The organism is Vibrio metoecus (assembly GCF_009665255.1).
GTDB classification, from domain to species: Bacteria; Pseudomonadota; Gammaproteobacteria; order Enterobacterales; family Vibrionaceae; genus Vibrio; species Vibrio metoecus_B.
Window position 1 is genome coordinate 991,693 of sequence record NZ_CP035686.1, and the last position, 15,830, is coordinate 1,007,522.

Below are 15,830 nucleotides of genomic sequence, written 5' to 3' on the forward strand. Positions count from 1 at the left end.
TCCTAGCCACGATTTTTTAAGGAATTTGAATATGATCATCAAACCTAAAATTCGTGGATTTATCTGTACAACAACGCACCCAGTGGGTTGTGAAGCGAACGTAAAAGAACAAATTGCCTACACAAAAGCGCAAGGTCCAATCAAAAATGCACCTAAGCGCGTGTTGGTTGTCGGATCGTCTAGCGGCTATGGTCTGTCATCACGCATCGCTGCGGCGTTTGGCGGTGGTGCGGCAACCATCGGCGTATTTTTTGAAAAGCCAGGTACCGACAAAAAGCCAGGTACAGCGGGCTTCTACAATGCTGCGGCATTTGACAAATTGGCTCATGAAGCGGGTTTGTACGCGAAAAGCCTTAACGGTGATGCGTTCTCTCATGCCGCAAAACAAAAAGCGATTGAGCTGATCAAGCAAGACCTAGGTCAAATTGATCTGGTGGTTTACTCACTGGCTTCTCCAGTACGTAAGATGCCAGACACGGGTGAGTTGGTGCGTTCAGCACTGAAGCCAATTGGTGAAACTTACACCTCTACTGCGGTCGATACCAATAAAGATGTGATCATCGAAGCCAGTGTTGAGCCAGCGACTGAACAAGAAATCGCTGACACGATCACTGTAATGGGGGGGCAGGATTGGGAACTGTGGATTCAAGCGCTTGAAGAAGCGGATGTACTGGCAGAAGGTTGCAAAACCGTTGCTTATAGCTACATCGGTACTGAATTGACTTGGCCAATCTACTGGGATGGTGCTTTAGGCCGTGCCAAGATGGACTTAGATCGTGCAGCGACTGCGCTGAACGAGAAACTCTCTGCCAAAGGCGGAACAGCGAACGTCGCGGTATTGAAATCGGTTGTGACTCAAGCAAGCTCAGCGATTCCTGTTATGCCTCTCTACATCGCCATGGTCTTCAAGAAAATGCGCGAACAGGGTGTACATGAAGGCTGTATGGAACAGATCTACCGCATGTTCAGCCAACGTTTGTACAAAGAAGATGGCTCTGCGCCTGAAGTGGATGACCACAACCGTCTGCGTTTGGATGACTTAGAGCTGCGTGATGATATTCAGCAACACTGTCGTGACCTGTGGCCGCAAATTACTACAGAGAACCTACGTGAGCTGACCGATTACGACATGTACAAAGAAGAGTTCATTAAGCTGTTTGGCTTTGGCATTGAAGGCATTGATTACGATGCTGATGTGAATCCTGAAGTCGAATTTGCTGTGATTGATATCGAGTAAGAGAGTTTGCTCTTATCCTAAAAAGGCGCGGTAGAGCGCCTTTTTTATGCTTTGAATTTGGAGCGCAAACTCGCTACGTGAAATCAGTATTCACTCAAAGAGTCGATGTTGCCCTTTCTTTAGGGCAATAAAAAGCGGAGCTTAGGCTCCGCTTTTTGTTTTGTGTTCGACAATCAGAAATTAACGAGCACGGAAGACGATGCGACCTTTAGACAAATCGTAAGGAGTCATCTCTACAGTGACTTTGTCACCAGTTAGAATGCGGATGTAGTTTTTACGCATTTTTCCAGAGATGTGAGCTGTCACCACGTGACCATTTTCAAGCTCTACACGGAACATTGTGTTAGGAAGAGTATCAAGGACAGTGCCTTGCATCTCAATTACGTCTTCTTTAGCCATTTAATCCTCTTTAGAAATTTGGCGATCTTTAACGGCGCGGATTCTGCCATTAAACGTTCAATATGGGAAGTTGCGGCGTATTCTACCCTTGCCAACGTTGATTTACTAGCCTTTGATGCGGATTGAACCGGACTTTATAGTTCATTGCTGGACATTCATCGATTTGATATCCCAAATAAAGCCACTGCTTTTTGGTTTGTTGGCAGTAACTGAGCTGACAAAGCACCGCGAGAGTGCCTAAAGAGAGTGTAATGTCAGGATCATAGAAGGTGTAAAATGCACTCGCACTGTTAGGGAGCAAATCGGTAACCGCAATGGCAACCAACTTTTCGCCTTCATAAAGATGCAAATATTGGGTATTGAGCCATTTTGCTTGAGCAAATTTAGCAAATTCCATTTTATTGGGAGGGTACATCGAACCATGACGATGGCGTGCAAAAATATAACGTGCGTAAAGCTGATACCAATTCTCATCCATCTCTGGTTTCAGTTGCCAATGGAAATGGCTGCTCAACAGTTTAAGTAAACGTTTTTGGCTTTTGCTCGGAGTAAAGTCAGGGACAGGAATGCGCAGCGCTTGGCAGGCTTGGCAGTGGTCACAATGCGGCTTATAAATAGTGTCGCCACTGCGCCGAAAACCATTGGCCATTAAGACTTCATAGGTGTCGGGCGTTTGCATCTGTGGGTCGATAGCCACCGCGACCCGCTCCATCCGATCCCCCAAGTAGCTACAAGGATGGTTGTTGGTTAATCCAATACGAATTTGCTGAATGTCTGAGCTCATGCATCAATCCTCGAAAGCACTGGCGAAGCCGGTGTGGTGAGCCACTGAGGTTCAAAACAGCCACTAAGCACCGGTTTCTCCTTAAAAGATAGCAATGATTGGATAAATTGTTCACGGCTTCGCGTGGTGGCGCCCAAAGATTCAAGATGAGGGTTCATGACTTGGCAATCAATCAACTGCCCTTGATGTCCCGAAAAATGGTCACAAAAATACCAGAGTGCAATCTTTGAAGCGTTGGTTGCGAGGCTAAACATTGATTCACCACAAAACAGTTGGCCGACCGAAATACCATAAAGTCCACCCACCAGTTGTTCGTCTTGCCACACTTCTACCGAATGGCAACGGCCTTGCTTCGCAAGTTCCCCATAAGCTTGGCGCATTTGGCTATTTAGCCAACGTTGATCTGCTGGTCGAGTTAATGCACACAATTCAATAACGTTCGAAGTCGCAAGGTTCAAGCTAACCCGGTATTGGTGCTGGCGTTGGAATTTTTTGACACTTTTTGCTGGCTGAAATTGGGCTGGGTCAAACACGGCTCGTGGTGAGGGGCTCCACCATAGAATCGGGTCATTCGGCCCATACCAAGGAAAAATCCCGTTCTGGTAAGCCATCCAAATTCGCGCAGGGCTGAGATCGCCGCCAAAGGCTAACAAGCCGTTAGGTTCTTCTAAAGCTGTAAATGGAGAGGGGAAGGAGAGGTCTTCCTGTTCTAACTCAGTGAGATAAATCGCCATTGTATTGGTTTACCTTGCAAGTCCTTACGATCAATTGCAGAAGTGAGTGGGCTGGCACGCTTATCACTGACCCATCAGTAGAGGTCGTGAGCGGCGATCTTAGTGATTTTATATGCATTTGCCAATCTTACCGCTTATAGAAAAATGAGGGAGAAACCGAAATGCATAAATAGAAATAAAAATTCATTGTGAGCAAGATTAAGGCTAGCGATCGTGATTGAATTTGGTTAGTCTGCGGATACGAAGAATTTTCGTCGCGACCCCATAATCACAAGGACTTTCAGCGGCGCAAGGAAACACAACACTCAATGGAAAGCTTAACTCTACAACCGATAAATCTCATCTCAGGGGAAGTGAATCTTCCCGGTTCTAAAAGTGTTTCAAACCGCGCATTACTATTAGCGGCTTTGGCTTCGGGAAAGACTCGTCTGACTAACTTGCTTGATAGCGATGACATTCGCCATATGCTCAACGCATTAACAAAGCTTGGCGTGAACTATCAACTCTCGGCAGACAAAACCACCTGTGAAGTAGAAGGCCTTGGCCAAGCGTTTCAAACCACTCAACCACTAGAGCTGTTTTTAGGTAATGCTGGCACGGCTATGCGCCCTTTGGCTGCCGCTCTATGCCTTGGTCAAGGCGACTATGTGTTGACGGGTGAGCCACGCATGAAAGAGCGCCCAATTGGCCATCTCGTGGATGCGCTGCGTCAAGCTGGAGCGCAAATTGAGTATCTGGAGCAGGAAAATTTCCCGCCGCTACGTATTCAAGGCACTGGGCTGCAAGCCGGCACCGTGACTATCGATGGTTCTATCTCTAGCCAGTTTTTGACGGCCTTTTTAATGTCAGCCCCACTGGCTCAAGGGAAAGTGACCATCAAAATCGTGGGTGAATTGGTTTCCAAACCGTACATCGATATTACGCTGCACATCATGGAACAATTTGGCGTACAGGTGATCAACCACGATTACCAAGAGTTTGTGATCCCTGCAGGCCAATCTTATGTTTCACCTGGAAATTTTTTAGTCGAAGGTGATGCGTCATCTGCTTCGTATTTCCTTGCTGCTGCTGCCATTAAAGGCGGTGAAGTGAAAGTGACGGGCATTGGTAAAAACAGCATCCAAGGTGATATTCAGTTTGCGGATGCTTTAGAGAAAATGGGTGCACAGATTGAGTGGGGTGATGATTACGTCATTGCTCGCCGCGGCGAACTGAATGCAGTGGATCTCGATTATAACCATATTCCAGATGCGGCGATGACGATTGCCACAACAGCGCTGTTTGCCAAAGGTACAACGGCCATTCGTAATGTTTACAACTGGCGCGTGAAAGAGACCGACCGATTGGCGGCGATGGCTACTGAATTGCGTAAAGTGGGTGCTACGGTAGAGGAAGGAGAGGACTTCATTGTGATCACTCCGCCAGCCAAGCTCATCCATGCAGCGATCGATACCTATGATGACCATCGCATGGCCATGTGTTTTTCTCTGGTCGCGTTGAGTGATACACAGGTGACGATCAATGACCCGAAATGCACTTCAAAAACCTTCCCAGATTATTTTGAGAAGTTTGCACAGTTAAGCCAGTAGCGCCTAACCAAAAAGTAGCCATAAACGGCCACTTTTTTAGAAACATGGGTTGTAACTTTATGAAATAAAAGCCTCATTACGAGGCTTTTATTATTTTTGAACGGTAAATTCAGGTGAGAGCTGATGAGCGAGGTATTTGAACATATTGAATACAGCCGTAGTTTTCTCCGTCGGCAGACCTTGTTCAGTGAGAAAATATTCACCTTTGAAAACCAACACACCCTCTTTCTCTTCCACATGAGTAGCACGCATGCCGTCGAGGTAGCTCTCATGGTCTTGAATTATCTGGTTTGCGATCAGTAACAGGTCGAATTCGCTGATAGGTGTTTTATGGTTCATAGGTATCACTCCTTACTTTCTGAAACGGACAGTATAAGGGTGTAACAGGTTATAGCCTTGACAGAACGCAGAAAAAAGACGATTTATTCTGTTAATGAATTTGTGAGTTATTGCATATTTCGTTGTTTTGGGGTCGCGGTGTGGCGCGCTTCACTTTAGTATGAGCGCGTTTTTGACAGCAGAACAACATTTCGTCGATTTGTCGAGCAAATAAAAAGCTTTTATAAAAAACAAGTTGATCTTCTTGTTATCTGGCTCGATAGTAAAAAAAGAATTACATTTTAGAACGTCATGCGATTTAGAAATCGCCAAATGATGAAGGACACTTGAGTCAATATGGGTAAATCACTCGTTATCGTCGAGTCGCCAGCCAAGGCCAAAACTATCAATAAGTACCTTGGTAAAGACTTTATCGTGAAATCCAGTGTGGGACACGTGCGTGATCTGCCTACGGCAGGGCAAACCACCACACCGACTGGTAAAGCGGCCGCTGCGTCGACTAAAAAGCTATCTATCGCTGATAAAGAGCAGCAAAAGCGTGAAAAAGAACGCTCAGCACTGATCAAAAAGATGGGTGTCGATCCATATCATGGTTGGGAAGCGAATTACCAAATTCTGCCCGGCAAAGAAAAAGTGGTAGCGGAGCTGCAAAAGCTTGCAAAAGACGCTGACAGCGTTTATCTCGCAACCGACTTGGACCGCGAGGGAGAAGCCATCGCTTGGCACCTTCGTGAGATCATCGGTGGCGATGAGAAGCGATACAAACGAGTAGTTTTTAACGAGATCACCAAAAACGCGATTCAGCAGGCTTTCCAACAACCTGGTGAGCTGAATATGGATGGCGTTAACGCTCAGCAAGCACGGCGTTTCATGGATCGCGTGGTGGGCTTCATGGTTTCACCACTGCTATGGAAAAAAGTGGCACGTGGCCTCTCTGCAGGTCGCGTACAGTCTGTTGCTGTGAAACTTTTGGTTGAGCGTGAGCGCGAAATCAAAGCATTTGTTCCTGAAGAATTTTGGGACATCAACGCGGATACATTGACCGCAGACAAGCAAGATTTCCGTCTGCTGGTGGCACAAAAAGATGGCCTAGCGTTCAAGCCAGTGAACGAAACTGAAGCTTTGGCAGCGGTTGCTGCGCTCAATAAAGCGCAGTACGAAGTGTGCAAACGCGAAGACAAGCCAACGAGCAGCAAACCAAGTGCACCATTTATTACTTCTACCTTGCAGCAAGCGGCAAGTACACGCTTAGGCTACGGGGTGAAAAAGACCATGATGCTCGCTCAGCGTCTTTATGAAGCGGGTTACATCACCTACATGCGTACTGACTCAACTAACTTGAGTGCAGAAGCAGTAGACAATCTACGTGGCTATATTACTAAGCATTACGGCGAAGCCTATTTGCCGAGTCAGCCGAACGTGTATGGCAGCAAGCAAAATGCGCAAGAGGCGCACGAAGCGATTCGTCCTTCGGATGTCACTGTCACTGCTGACGATCTGGAAGGGATGGAAGCGGATGCACACAAGCTCTATGCGCTGATTTGGAATCAATTTGTCGCGTGTCAAATGACACCTGCGCAATACGATTCAACCACCGTCAGTGTCAAAGCGGCTGAGTTTACTCTGAAAGCGAAAGGTCGAATTCTCAAGTTTGATGGTTGGACTCGCGTACAGCGTCCGCTGGGTAAAAATGAAGATCAGATCTTGCCACCAGTGAAAGTCGGCGACAGCCTAAAGTTAGTCAGTCTAGATCCGAAACAACACTTTACTAAGCCGCCAGCACGCTTTACAGAAGCTGCGTTGGTTAAAGAGCTTGAGAAGCGCGGGATTGGTCGTCCATCAACCTACGCTTCGATCATCTCAACGATTCAAGATCGTGGCTATGTGAAAGTTGACCAGCGTCGATTCTTCGCAGAAAAGATGGGTGAAATCGTGACCGATCGTCTGGATGAAAATTTTGACGATTTGATGAACTACGACTTTACAGCACGTATGGAACAAAAACTCGACCAAATCGCGGAAGGTGAAGTGAATTGGACGGCAGTGCTGGATGAGTTCTTCGCTGATTTCAGTCGTGATCTAGAAACCGCAGAACAAGATGAAAGTGTCGGCGGCATGAAGCCTAACCACATTGTAATGACGAACATCTTGTGCCCAACCTGTTCGCGCCCAATGGGTATCCGTACCGCGTCGACAGGCGTGTTTTTAGGCTGCTCTGGTTATGCATTGCCACCAAAAGAGCGTTGTAAAACCACTATCAATCTGGGTGATGAAGAGGGCGTTATCAACGTCTTAGAAGAAGATGTTGAAACCGCCGCTCTACGTGCCAAGAAACGTTGTTCTATCTGTGAAACGGCGATGGATGCGTATCTAATCGACGATAAACGTAAACTGCATGTTTGTGGTAACAACCCGAACTGTGAAGGTTTTATCGTTGAAGAAGGCGAGTTCAAAGTCAAAGGCTACGAAGGTCCAACGGTCGAATGTGACAAGTGTGGCTCAGACATGGTGCTGAAAAATGGTCGCTTTGGTAAATACATGGGCTGCACCAATGACACTTGTAAAAACACGCGTAAGATCCTGAAAAATGGTGAAGTTGCGCCACCGAAAGAAGAGCCTGTGCATTTCCCTGAACTTCCATGTGAAAACTCGGATGCGTATTTTGTGTTACGTGATGGTGCGTCTGGTTTGTTCTTGGCTGCTAGCAATTTCCCTAAATCTCGTGAAACTCGCGCGCCTTTAGTGGAAGAATTGAAGCGTTTCGCAGAACGGTTACCAGAAAAATACCAATATCTAACGTCGGCTCCGCCGCAGGATCCTGACGGTTTACCGGCTGTAGTGCGTTTCTCTCGTAAAGAGAAAGAACATTACGTTCGTACCGAAACGGATGGTAAACCATCAGGTTGGATGGCGATCTACCAAGACGGCAAATGGCTGGTGACGGATAAGCGTAAAAACGCGAAATAGTGTCACGCCGTCATTTCCACGCTACAACAAGGCAGCCTCGTGCTGCCTTGTCTTATTTCTGTATTACCCTTTGCGAAGCGATTCTGAGAAATTTCACACGCTATTGATGTCTTTCACCATCAATTTACCAGAGTGTGACTCAAGAGAGAGTCTTCACTTCTCTTCCTCCTTACTATGAGATTAACCACTCAATCTGAGCTTCCTTAGCCGGATCCGGAGTTACCTCCTCGCAAATCTTTGCACTCCGATCCAAACGCTCTTTCTCAGTCCGATTTTTATCCTCTACTCATTCTTTTCAGTGTATTGGGCGAAGTATTTCGCTAGGCCATTTCTATCAATCAGGAGGTGAACCCACTTCAGTAATTCAATATTGCGTTATTTTTTACTGTTAGGTTTATGTAATTGAACCACCAACAGAGTGTGAGTTGGAATAAGTCTTTTCCATCATTCACCTTTTGACCACGGAGATTTCAAGAAATTGATTGGTATTCTGCTGCGGATTCGATAACGTATAGCCAACCGATTGCATTGTTTATTCAGCACATTTGTGCTGGCTGTCGTACTAATTTGCCATCGGTAAGCATGGAGCACCGCACCATATAGCCCCCAAAGCAAAACCTATTTCGTGGTTCGGTAAATATTATAAAAGAATGGAGAACAACACATGGCTGGAGTATTAGGCATGATTTTGGCGGGTGGCGAGGGGTCACGGTTGAAACCGTTGACTGAAACCCGTACCAAACCGGCAGTTCCTTTTGGCGGAAGCTACCGCTTAATCGACTTTGCACTCAATAACTTTGTTAACGCCGATTTGATGCGTATCTACGTATTGACGCAATTCAAATCACAGTCTTTGTATCTACACATGAAAAAGGGCTGGAATCTCTCGGGGATCACGGATCGTTTTATCGACATTATTCCTGCGCAAATGCGTGATGGAAAACGTTGGTATGAAGGCACTGCCGATGCGATATATCAAAACTTACGCTTTGTGGAAATTGTTGCCCCAGATCAAGTCTGCATTTTTGGCTCAGATCATATCTATAAGATGGATATCCGCCAAATGCTCGATTTCCATCGCCGCATGGAAGCAGAATTGACCGTTTCTGCACTGCGTATGCCGATCAGTCAAGCTTCACAGTTTGGCGTCATCGAGGTCGATGAACACGGCAAAATGGTGGGATTTGAAGAGAAACCGAGTTGTCCGAAGTCGATCCCCGGTGAACCTGAGTGGGCGCTAGTCTCGATGGGTAACTACATTTTTGAAGCAGAAACGCTCAGCAAAGAGTTGCGTGAAGATGCTGAGAATAGCCAATCTAGCCATGACTTTGGCAAGGACATTATTCCGAAGATGTTCCCACGCGGTAAAGTGTACGTGTATGACTTCACGACCAACAAAATCAAAGGCGAGAAAGAATCTACCTACTGGCGTGATGTGGGTACCATTGAGTCCTACTGGTCTGCTCATATGGATCTGCTCGATAAAGAACCGCCATTTTCTTTGTATAACCGTAGCTGGCCGCTACACACCTATTACCCGCCTTTGCCACCCGCAACGTTTGTTGATGTGAAGGATAAAAAAGTCAAAGTGACAGACAGTTTGATCTCTGGGGGAAGTTATATTCAAGGATCAACCATTTATAAATCGGTGTTGGGCTTCCGTAGTAACATTGCTGCTGGCTCTTTGATCAGTGAATCTGTTATCTTGGGTGACGTAAAAATTGGAGCTGGCTGCACGATTAAGCGCGCCATTATCGATAAAGATGTTGAGATTGCCGCAGGTACTATCATTGGTGAAGATCTGGAAATGGACAGAAAACGTTTCCACGTTTCCGATGAAGGTATTGTGGTAATTGCAAAAGGTTCAAAGGTAGGATTCTAGAATGGAACAACTCAACGTTTGGTTTACCGTGTCGGAAGTGCAGGGGCTGGTAAAAAGTGGTGGCTTAGCTGATGTGGCAAAAGCCCTACCACAGGCGTTGAAAGCGTTGCATCAGCAGGTAGCGATTGCGCTGCCTGCTTATCGTTCAGTTCCGGGTAGAGAAGAGGCGGAGTTAGTCCTAGAAACGGAACTTACTCACTGGCCGCACACTCATTATCGAGTGCTTAAACGCGAGTTAGAAGGGATCCCGGTCTATTTAATAGACTGCCCAGCCTATTTTGATCGCCCGGCTCTGTATGCCGAGAATAACCAAGCGTATACCGATAATGGTGAACGATTTGGTTTTTTCTCCGCAGCGTGTTTGGACGTACTCCCTAAATTGGGGATTCAACCGGATATTATTCACGCCAATGACTGGCACACCGGCTTAGTTCCTTTTCTACTGAAAACGCGTTACCGCTATGACAGTTTTTTTGAACAAGTCAAAAGCGTGCTCACGGTGCATAACGCCATTTTCAAAGGGATTTTTTCTTACCACCAATTGGAAGTCATTCCAGAGCTTAATTTATCGGGTATGGAATTTCTGCAATATGGTCATGACCATGTCAGTATGTTGCGAGCCGGGATTGCCTTTGCCGATAAAATTAACGCAGTAAGTCCTAATTATGCTTCAGAGCTTTTAACGCCGCTCGGCGCGCATGGTTTAGTCGATGATTTTGTTCGTCGCGCTCGGGATTTGCACGGTATTGTGAATGGCTGTGATTACAGTGAGTGGAACCCACAAACGGATCACTATTTGCCAACCACTTACAGTGATGAACCACAATCGATGCGCAAGGGCAAGGCGTTGTGCAAAACCGCGTTGCAAGAAGAGTTACATTTGCCTGTTGCCAATGTTCCTATGTTTGGCATGGTTTGTCGTTTAACACACCAAAAAGGCTTTCATTACCTGTTACCTATTTTGGAGCAGTTCTTACGTAATGATGTCCAGGTGGTGATTGTCGGGACTGGTGAGCCAGAGGTCGCAGCGCGACTGAATAAAATTGCTCACTCTCATCGCAATAAGTTTGCTTTTGTCGAGACCTACAGTGAGCGTTTAGCCCACTGGGTTGAAGCTGGATCCGACTTCTTCTTAATGCCTTCCGAGTTTGAGGCATGTGGGTTGAACCAGATCTACAGCATGGCTTATGGCACCTTACCTATCGTAAGAGAAGTCGGCGGGTTGAAAGACACGGTGAACGATTACGATAAGTTTCCTGAGCGTGCGACGGGTTTTGGTTATCAAGAACCCACACCTGAAGCGTTGCTGATCACCATGCAGCGTGCCTTGCTGTTTTATCTCCAACAACCTGATGAGATGCTCAAAGTACAGCAACGTGCGATGCAGCAAAACTTCAGCTGGGAGGAGTCGGCACAGGAATACATGAAAATGTATCGTTTGGCGCGATTTGGTTAGAGGTAAATTTTAAAGCTAAGGCACCTTTAGGTGCCATTATTTTCTGCTCTGCTCAACAGTTTCTTACAACTGAAGTGATTTTCCACACACGGTTTATGGTAGTCTTGGCCTGCGTAATAACGAGGTGCCAATGTCTGCCATTGCTGAAAAAGTTCTGTTTCATAAAACCTACCTTCATCCTACCAGTCGCGAGTGGGTGGTTTTCGTACATGGCGCAGGAGGCAGCTCTTCAATTTGGTTTAAGCAGATCAAAGCCTATCGTCAGCATTTTAACTTGCTACTCATCGATTTGCGTGGTCATGGTAAATCAAACCAATTGCTCAGAGATTGGATAGCCAATCGCTATACTTTCAAAACGGTCACCCTTGATGTGCTGAGAGTATTGGATCATCTGAAAATCCAGTCAGCCCATTTTGTGGGAATGTCCCTCGGTACGATCATCGTCCGTAACCTTGCCGAGCTTGCGACACACCGTGTTAGTTCCATGGTGCTTGGTGGTGCGGTAACGCGGCTTAATGCGCGCTCACAACTGTTGGTTAGGCTAGGGCATTTGAGCAAACACCTCATCCCGTATATGTGGCTGTATCGGCTATTTGCTTACATAGTGATGCCGCAGCGCAGCCAAAAAGAGTCACGACATCTCTTTATCCGTGAAGCGCAAAAGCTGTGTCAAAAAGAGTTTAAGCGCTGGTTTACCTTAACGGCTGAAGTTAATCCCATGATGCGCTACTTCCGTGACCGTGAATTACCGATCCCCACTTTATATTTGATGGGTGAGAAGGATTACATGTTTATCCATCCGGTGAAGGAGATGGTTGCACTGCATGCGCAGAGTGAACTGTATGAAATTCCAAATTGTGGGCATGTATGTAATGTCGAGCAGCCTGAGCTGTTTAATCAGCGTTCTATCGAGTTTATCCAGCGCCAAATCCGTTAACACTTTTATTCATTACATTGGGTAAATCCACACTGCCAACAAACGCTAAACTGCCCTTCATGGCTTTCGCCGCATTGTGGGCATAACCAGCGAGATTGTTTCGGCGGATTAAGATACTCAGCGATGATTTGCTCGGCGGCGGTTTTCTGCTGAGGTTTCTTTAACCAAAGTGATGGTGCGCTGCTGGAATCCATCGGGAGCTCGCCACGCAGCGCAAACAGCATCTCTCCACGCAATTCACACGGGATCCCTTGTTGATGCAACAACTGCATCAAGATATGAGCCTCTAATGGATGATTTGCAGTATAAATTTTCATCATGGTTGATGGGGGTTCTAGCCCAAGCTCATTTCATCGGTGATGAAACAGGGCGCCGTTGAAGTTTATTCATGAACCATTTCACCACAACAGGAAATACACCCAACAACACAAAAGAGGCGAGCACTGGTGCAGAAACGATCTGGCTCAAGCTAGAGATTTCGGCTAGTTGAGTGCCGGCATTGAGATAAACTGCTGTGCCAGGCAACATCCCTAATTGGCTGACCCAATAGTAACGCCAAATGGAAATAGGCGTGAGACCCATGACCAAGTTAATCAAAAAGAAGGGGAAAATGGGAATTAAGCGTAGCGAGAGCAAATAAAAGGCTCCATCCCGTTCGACACCTTGGTTAATGGTTAACAGCTTATCGGCAAATTGAGCTTGAACCCAGTCGCGCAATAAAAAGCGGCTGCTGAGGAAAGCAAGAGTTGCCCCAATCGTACTCGCAAATGAGGCTAGCAGAAGGCTGAGCCAAAACCCAAACAGTGCTGCACCCAATAGGGTGACAACAGTGGCGCCTGGGACCGAAAAGGCAGTCAACAGGACATACAACACAAAATAGATAAGCGCAGCTTGTACAAGATGTGCATCAATGTAGTTTGCCAATTCGGCTTGCTTGGCTTTGGCCACATCTAACGTCAGATAATGGCTAAATTGTGTCACCAAGATCGCCGTTATCGCGATCAAAATAAGGGCAATAATGAGCTTTTTGTTCATGAGTGGTACCTAGTCAGCACTTTGATATTGAGGCTTTTGATAGCCATAAGTGGAATATCTTATCCCATTGGTAATGAAGGCAATGCATCAGGACTTGGGTATAAGTATATCGACTCAAAATAAATTCGCCCGATTGGTATGAACTAGGGCTATGAAGTAGAAGACAGGGGAAGCGCCGTATTTCTTTCAAAAAAATAACGCGCCCGTGTGGACGCGTTATCAGATTTTACTCAAAGTATTCATACAAACTTGGCGAGGAAAGACAAACTCAAAACGAGAAATCAAAGGTGTCTTAGTAGTTCGTCACGACGATTTTGTGGGATCACTGACCAATGTTTACCTTCGATTGCCCCCTCTAAAGCCCATAACAGCTCAAGACTAACCTCTGCCGAATGGGTACGTTGAATGGCTTTATACGCTTCAACAGAACCGAAAGAGTGTAGAGACTCAACGCTTTCGATACCGGCTTTTTTGAGCATTCTTTCCGTTGCTAAACGCAAGTTGGGAAGATCTTTCAAACGGTCAGGCTTCGCTTGTGCTTGTGTTTCACGTTCGGTCTTAGCGACCTCAAGCGCAATACGAGCTTCACTTAGGATAGAGGTTGGATTACTCCAACAATCATCAGGTAGAGCGTAGTACTTAGTGACGACGGGGAAACCACGCTTTTTGTAAACATAAGGTTCATAACCTTGCTGCTTGAACTTTTCGATTGTGGCATCGTCTGCACGGATGTGCAGAGTATCGTTAACCACAAGCGCAAACATAGTTTCGTCGACGAAAATACCAAAGCCACCAAACATTGAACGAGATTTCACACGTCCTAGCTGCTCAAAGAGCCGCATTGAATCTTTTAATACTGGTTTATCCATGCTGTTAGTCTCGGAGTATTGTTACATACGCCACCAAATCAGGTCCGAGAAAATTAGCAAAAGCATGCAACTGCCGTGTCAATGATGAGTCAACATAGTGTATGCATTTTTGCCATCGGTAACCCCGCTACCTACCTATGTTCTGGTTTAGGCCGGAGGCTTTGCGTCCCATTCTTTCAAATGGTTTGCCCTGTGCGTGACATTTTTCCTGATAAAAAATAACCAAACTTGGGTCATTCTCACATACTGATATTTCAATTGTGAGAATGAGCCATGTTAATAATACTCGCTCTACATTAGTTTTGTCATATTTATGTGACAAGCTTTCAAATATAGGCTCTGTGAATTGTCAAGAAAGTTAGGATTTTGTCAAGTCTTTCACAGTGTCGCGTTCGACGATCTCAGGATGCATCTCGAAAATTCGGCGCTCGTGTTCTTTATCTTTAATACGCTCTAACAGAATTTCGAACGCATTTTTACCCACACGACGCTTAGGTTGGTGCACTGTGGTCAGTGGTGGAGAGAAGTATTCGGCCAGTTCGATATTATCGTAACCAATCACGGATATTTCTTCAGGAACACGAATCCCTTTTTGTTGCAAACGGCTCATTAGACCTAATGCCATGGTGTCGTTGAAGCAGAATACGGCAGTTGGGCGCTTATCCATAGCAATGATTTTGTCGGCGGCAAGGACTGCGGTATCACACTCAAAATTACCTTCTAGAATCCAATCTTCATTCACGGGTAAGTGCGCTTCAGCCATCGCTCGGCGGAAACCTTGAATACGCTCTTGGCAAGCGGCTTTGACAAAATGACCACTTAAACAGGCAATATCGGTATGTCCACGATCCGTCAGATATTTGGTCGCGAGATAGCCACCTTCCTCTGAGTTATCGATGATTTTATCAGCGTGCGACGTTTCTGGGCCCCAATCCATGATTACTTTTGGAATGTCTTTGTGAGCGTCGAGCATTTCCTGCAGCTCTTGAGTCAGGTCAGAGCACATGACTAAAATGCCATCCACACGTTTTTCGGCCAGCATGCGAATATAATCACGCTGCTTTTCATAGATGCCGCCCGTGTTACACAGAATCAAAGTATAACCTTGACGGTAACAGTAGCTTTCCACACCATCGATCACTTCCGAGAAAAACAGGTTTGTTGATTGAGTCACTAGCATGCCAATGGTGCGTGTAGTGTTGCACTTCAAACTACGTGCGACCGCACTCGGTGCATAGTTGAGTTGCTTAACCGCTTCCATCACTTTCTCTTGGGTGGTTTCTGCCACAAAGCGAGTTTTATTGATAACGTGAGAAACGGTGGTGGTAGACACGCCTGCAAGGCGCGCCACATCTTTAATCGTAGCCATAGAGTGTTCCTGTCGATGACTGCTGATGCCAGCGAATGTTATTGGTTAATTAAATCAGCAGAAGTAAGGCGAGACTGAGCGAATCTTCACACTCTGTGCGGCGAGGAACTACATATACCGTACGTAAAGCGCTTCAATCATCATGCCTAAAGTAATAAAAATACAAAAACCGCCAAGAAACAGCGGTTTACATTTTTATTCGTTTTTATCGTTTGCGGGTGGATTTTAGACTG

General features: G+C 46.1%; 14 protein-coding genes and 1 riboswitch. Of the genes, 6 read left to right on the forward strand and 8 right to left on the reverse strand.

What is annotated here, in order from left to right; genetic code table 11:
* The first annotated feature begins 31 nt into the window (after positions 1 to 31).
* Positions 32 to 1,237, forward strand: a complete 1,206-nt coding sequence (gene fabV, locus EPB59_RS04625; protein ID WP_154171681.1) for an enoyl-ACP reductase FabV — start codon at positions 32 to 34, stop codon at positions 1,235 to 1,237.
* A gap of 180 nt (positions 1,238 to 1,417) precedes the next feature.
* Here the strand turns inward: fabV and infA are convergent, their stop codons facing one another.
* From infA to aat, 3 genes are all read right to left on the reverse strand, one after another.
* A complete protein-coding gene (gene infA / locus EPB59_RS04630) occupies positions 1,418 to 1,636 on the reverse strand; it encodes a translation initiation factor IF-1 (protein WP_001040192.1) in 219 nt (72 codons plus the stop codon).
* Between the two features lie 82 nt (positions 1,637 to 1,718).
* Entirely contained in the window at positions 1,719 to 2,420 is a 702-nt protein-coding gene (locus EPB59_RS04635) for an arginyltransferase (protein WP_055051167.1), read from the reverse strand.
* The gene (gene aat / locus EPB59_RS04640) at positions 2,417 to 3,154 is read right to left on the reverse strand and encodes a leucyl/phenylalanyl-tRNA--protein transferase (RefSeq protein ID WP_154171682.1); all 738 of its coding nucleotides are present in this window, start codon (positions 3,152 to 3,154) and stop codon (positions 2,417 to 2,419) included. Before aat ends, EPB59_RS04635 begins: the two co-directional genes overlap by 4 nt.
* A gap of 308 nt (positions 3,155 to 3,462) precedes the next feature.
* Here aat and aroA point away from each other — a divergent pair, with 308 nt between their 5' ends.
* Positions 3,463 to 4,743 (forward strand): 3-phosphoshikimate 1-carboxyvinyltransferase, encoded by a 1,281-nt coding sequence (aroA, locus tag EPB59_RS04645; RefSeq protein WP_154171683.1) that lies wholly within the window; start codon positions 3,463 to 3,465, stop codon positions 4,741 to 4,743.
* A gap of 90 nt (positions 4,744 to 4,833) precedes the next feature.
* Here the strand turns inward: aroA and EPB59_RS04650 are convergent, their stop codons facing one another.
* Positions 4,834 to 5,082, reverse strand: coding sequence for a YciN family protein (locus EPB59_RS04650; RefSeq protein ID WP_154171684.1), 249 nt, complete (start codon positions 5,080 to 5,082; stop codon positions 4,834 to 4,836).
* 336 nt (positions 5,083 to 5,418) lie between these two features.
* On the opposite strand from EPB59_RS04650, the gene topA reads away from it, so the two are divergent.
* From topA to EPB59_RS04670, 4 genes are all read left to right on the forward strand, one after another.
* Complete coding sequence (topA, locus tag EPB59_RS04655) at positions 5,419 to 8,049, forward strand: type I DNA topoisomerase (RefSeq protein WP_154171685.1); 2,631 nt, start codon at positions 5,419 to 5,421, stop codon at positions 8,047 to 8,049.
* Positions 8,050 to 8,713: 664 nt separating this feature from the next.
* Positions 8,714 to 9,931: a glucose-1-phosphate adenylyltransferase gene (glgC, locus tag EPB59_RS04660; RefSeq protein WP_055051172.1), complete on the forward strand. Its 1,218-nt coding sequence runs from the start codon at positions 8,714 to 8,716 to the stop codon at positions 9,929 to 9,931.
* A 1-nt stretch (position 9,932) separates the two neighbouring features.
* A complete protein-coding gene (glgA, locus tag EPB59_RS04665) occupies positions 9,933 to 11,387 on the forward strand; it encodes a glycogen synthase GlgA (RefSeq protein WP_154171686.1) in 1,455 nt (484 codons plus the stop codon).
* A 130-nt stretch (positions 11,388 to 11,517) separates the two neighbouring features.
* A complete protein-coding gene (locus tag EPB59_RS04670) occupies positions 11,518 to 12,324 on the forward strand; it encodes an alpha/beta fold hydrolase (RefSeq protein WP_154171687.1) in 807 nt (268 codons plus the stop codon).
* Between the two features lie 5 nt (positions 12,325 to 12,329).
* Here EPB59_RS04670 and EPB59_RS04675 read toward each other — a convergent pair whose 3' ends face one another.
* The 4 genes from EPB59_RS04675 to purR form a co-directional block, all read right to left on the reverse strand.
* Entirely contained in the window at positions 12,330 to 12,641 is a 312-nt protein-coding gene (locus EPB59_RS04675; protein ID WP_154173178.1) for a DUF2007 domain-containing protein, read from the reverse strand.
* Between the two features lie 28 nt (positions 12,642 to 12,669).
* Positions 12,670 to 13,359: a TVP38/TMEM64 family protein gene (locus EPB59_RS04680; RefSeq protein ID WP_154171688.1), complete on the reverse strand. Its 690-nt coding sequence runs from the start codon at positions 13,357 to 13,359 to the stop codon at positions 12,670 to 12,672.
* 281 nt (positions 13,360 to 13,640) lie between these two features.
* Positions 13,641 to 14,228 carry a TfoX/Sxy family DNA transformation protein gene (locus tag EPB59_RS04685; RefSeq protein ID WP_055033572.1) on the reverse strand — a complete coding sequence of 196 codons (588 nt, stop codon included), beginning with the start codon at positions 14,226 to 14,228 and terminating at the stop codon, positions 13,641 to 13,643.
* Between the two features lie 114 nt (positions 14,229 to 14,342).
* A riboswitch (cyclic di-GMP riboswitch) is annotated at positions 14,343 to 14,428 on the reverse strand.
* Positions 14,429 to 14,586: 158 nt separating this feature from the next.
* The gene (gene purR, locus EPB59_RS04690; RefSeq protein WP_000201020.1) at positions 14,587 to 15,597 is read right to left on the reverse strand and encodes an HTH-type transcriptional repressor PurR; all 1,011 of its coding nucleotides are present in this window, start codon (positions 15,595 to 15,597) and stop codon (positions 14,587 to 14,589) included.
* Between the last annotated feature and the right edge of the window lie 233 nt (positions 15,598 to 15,830).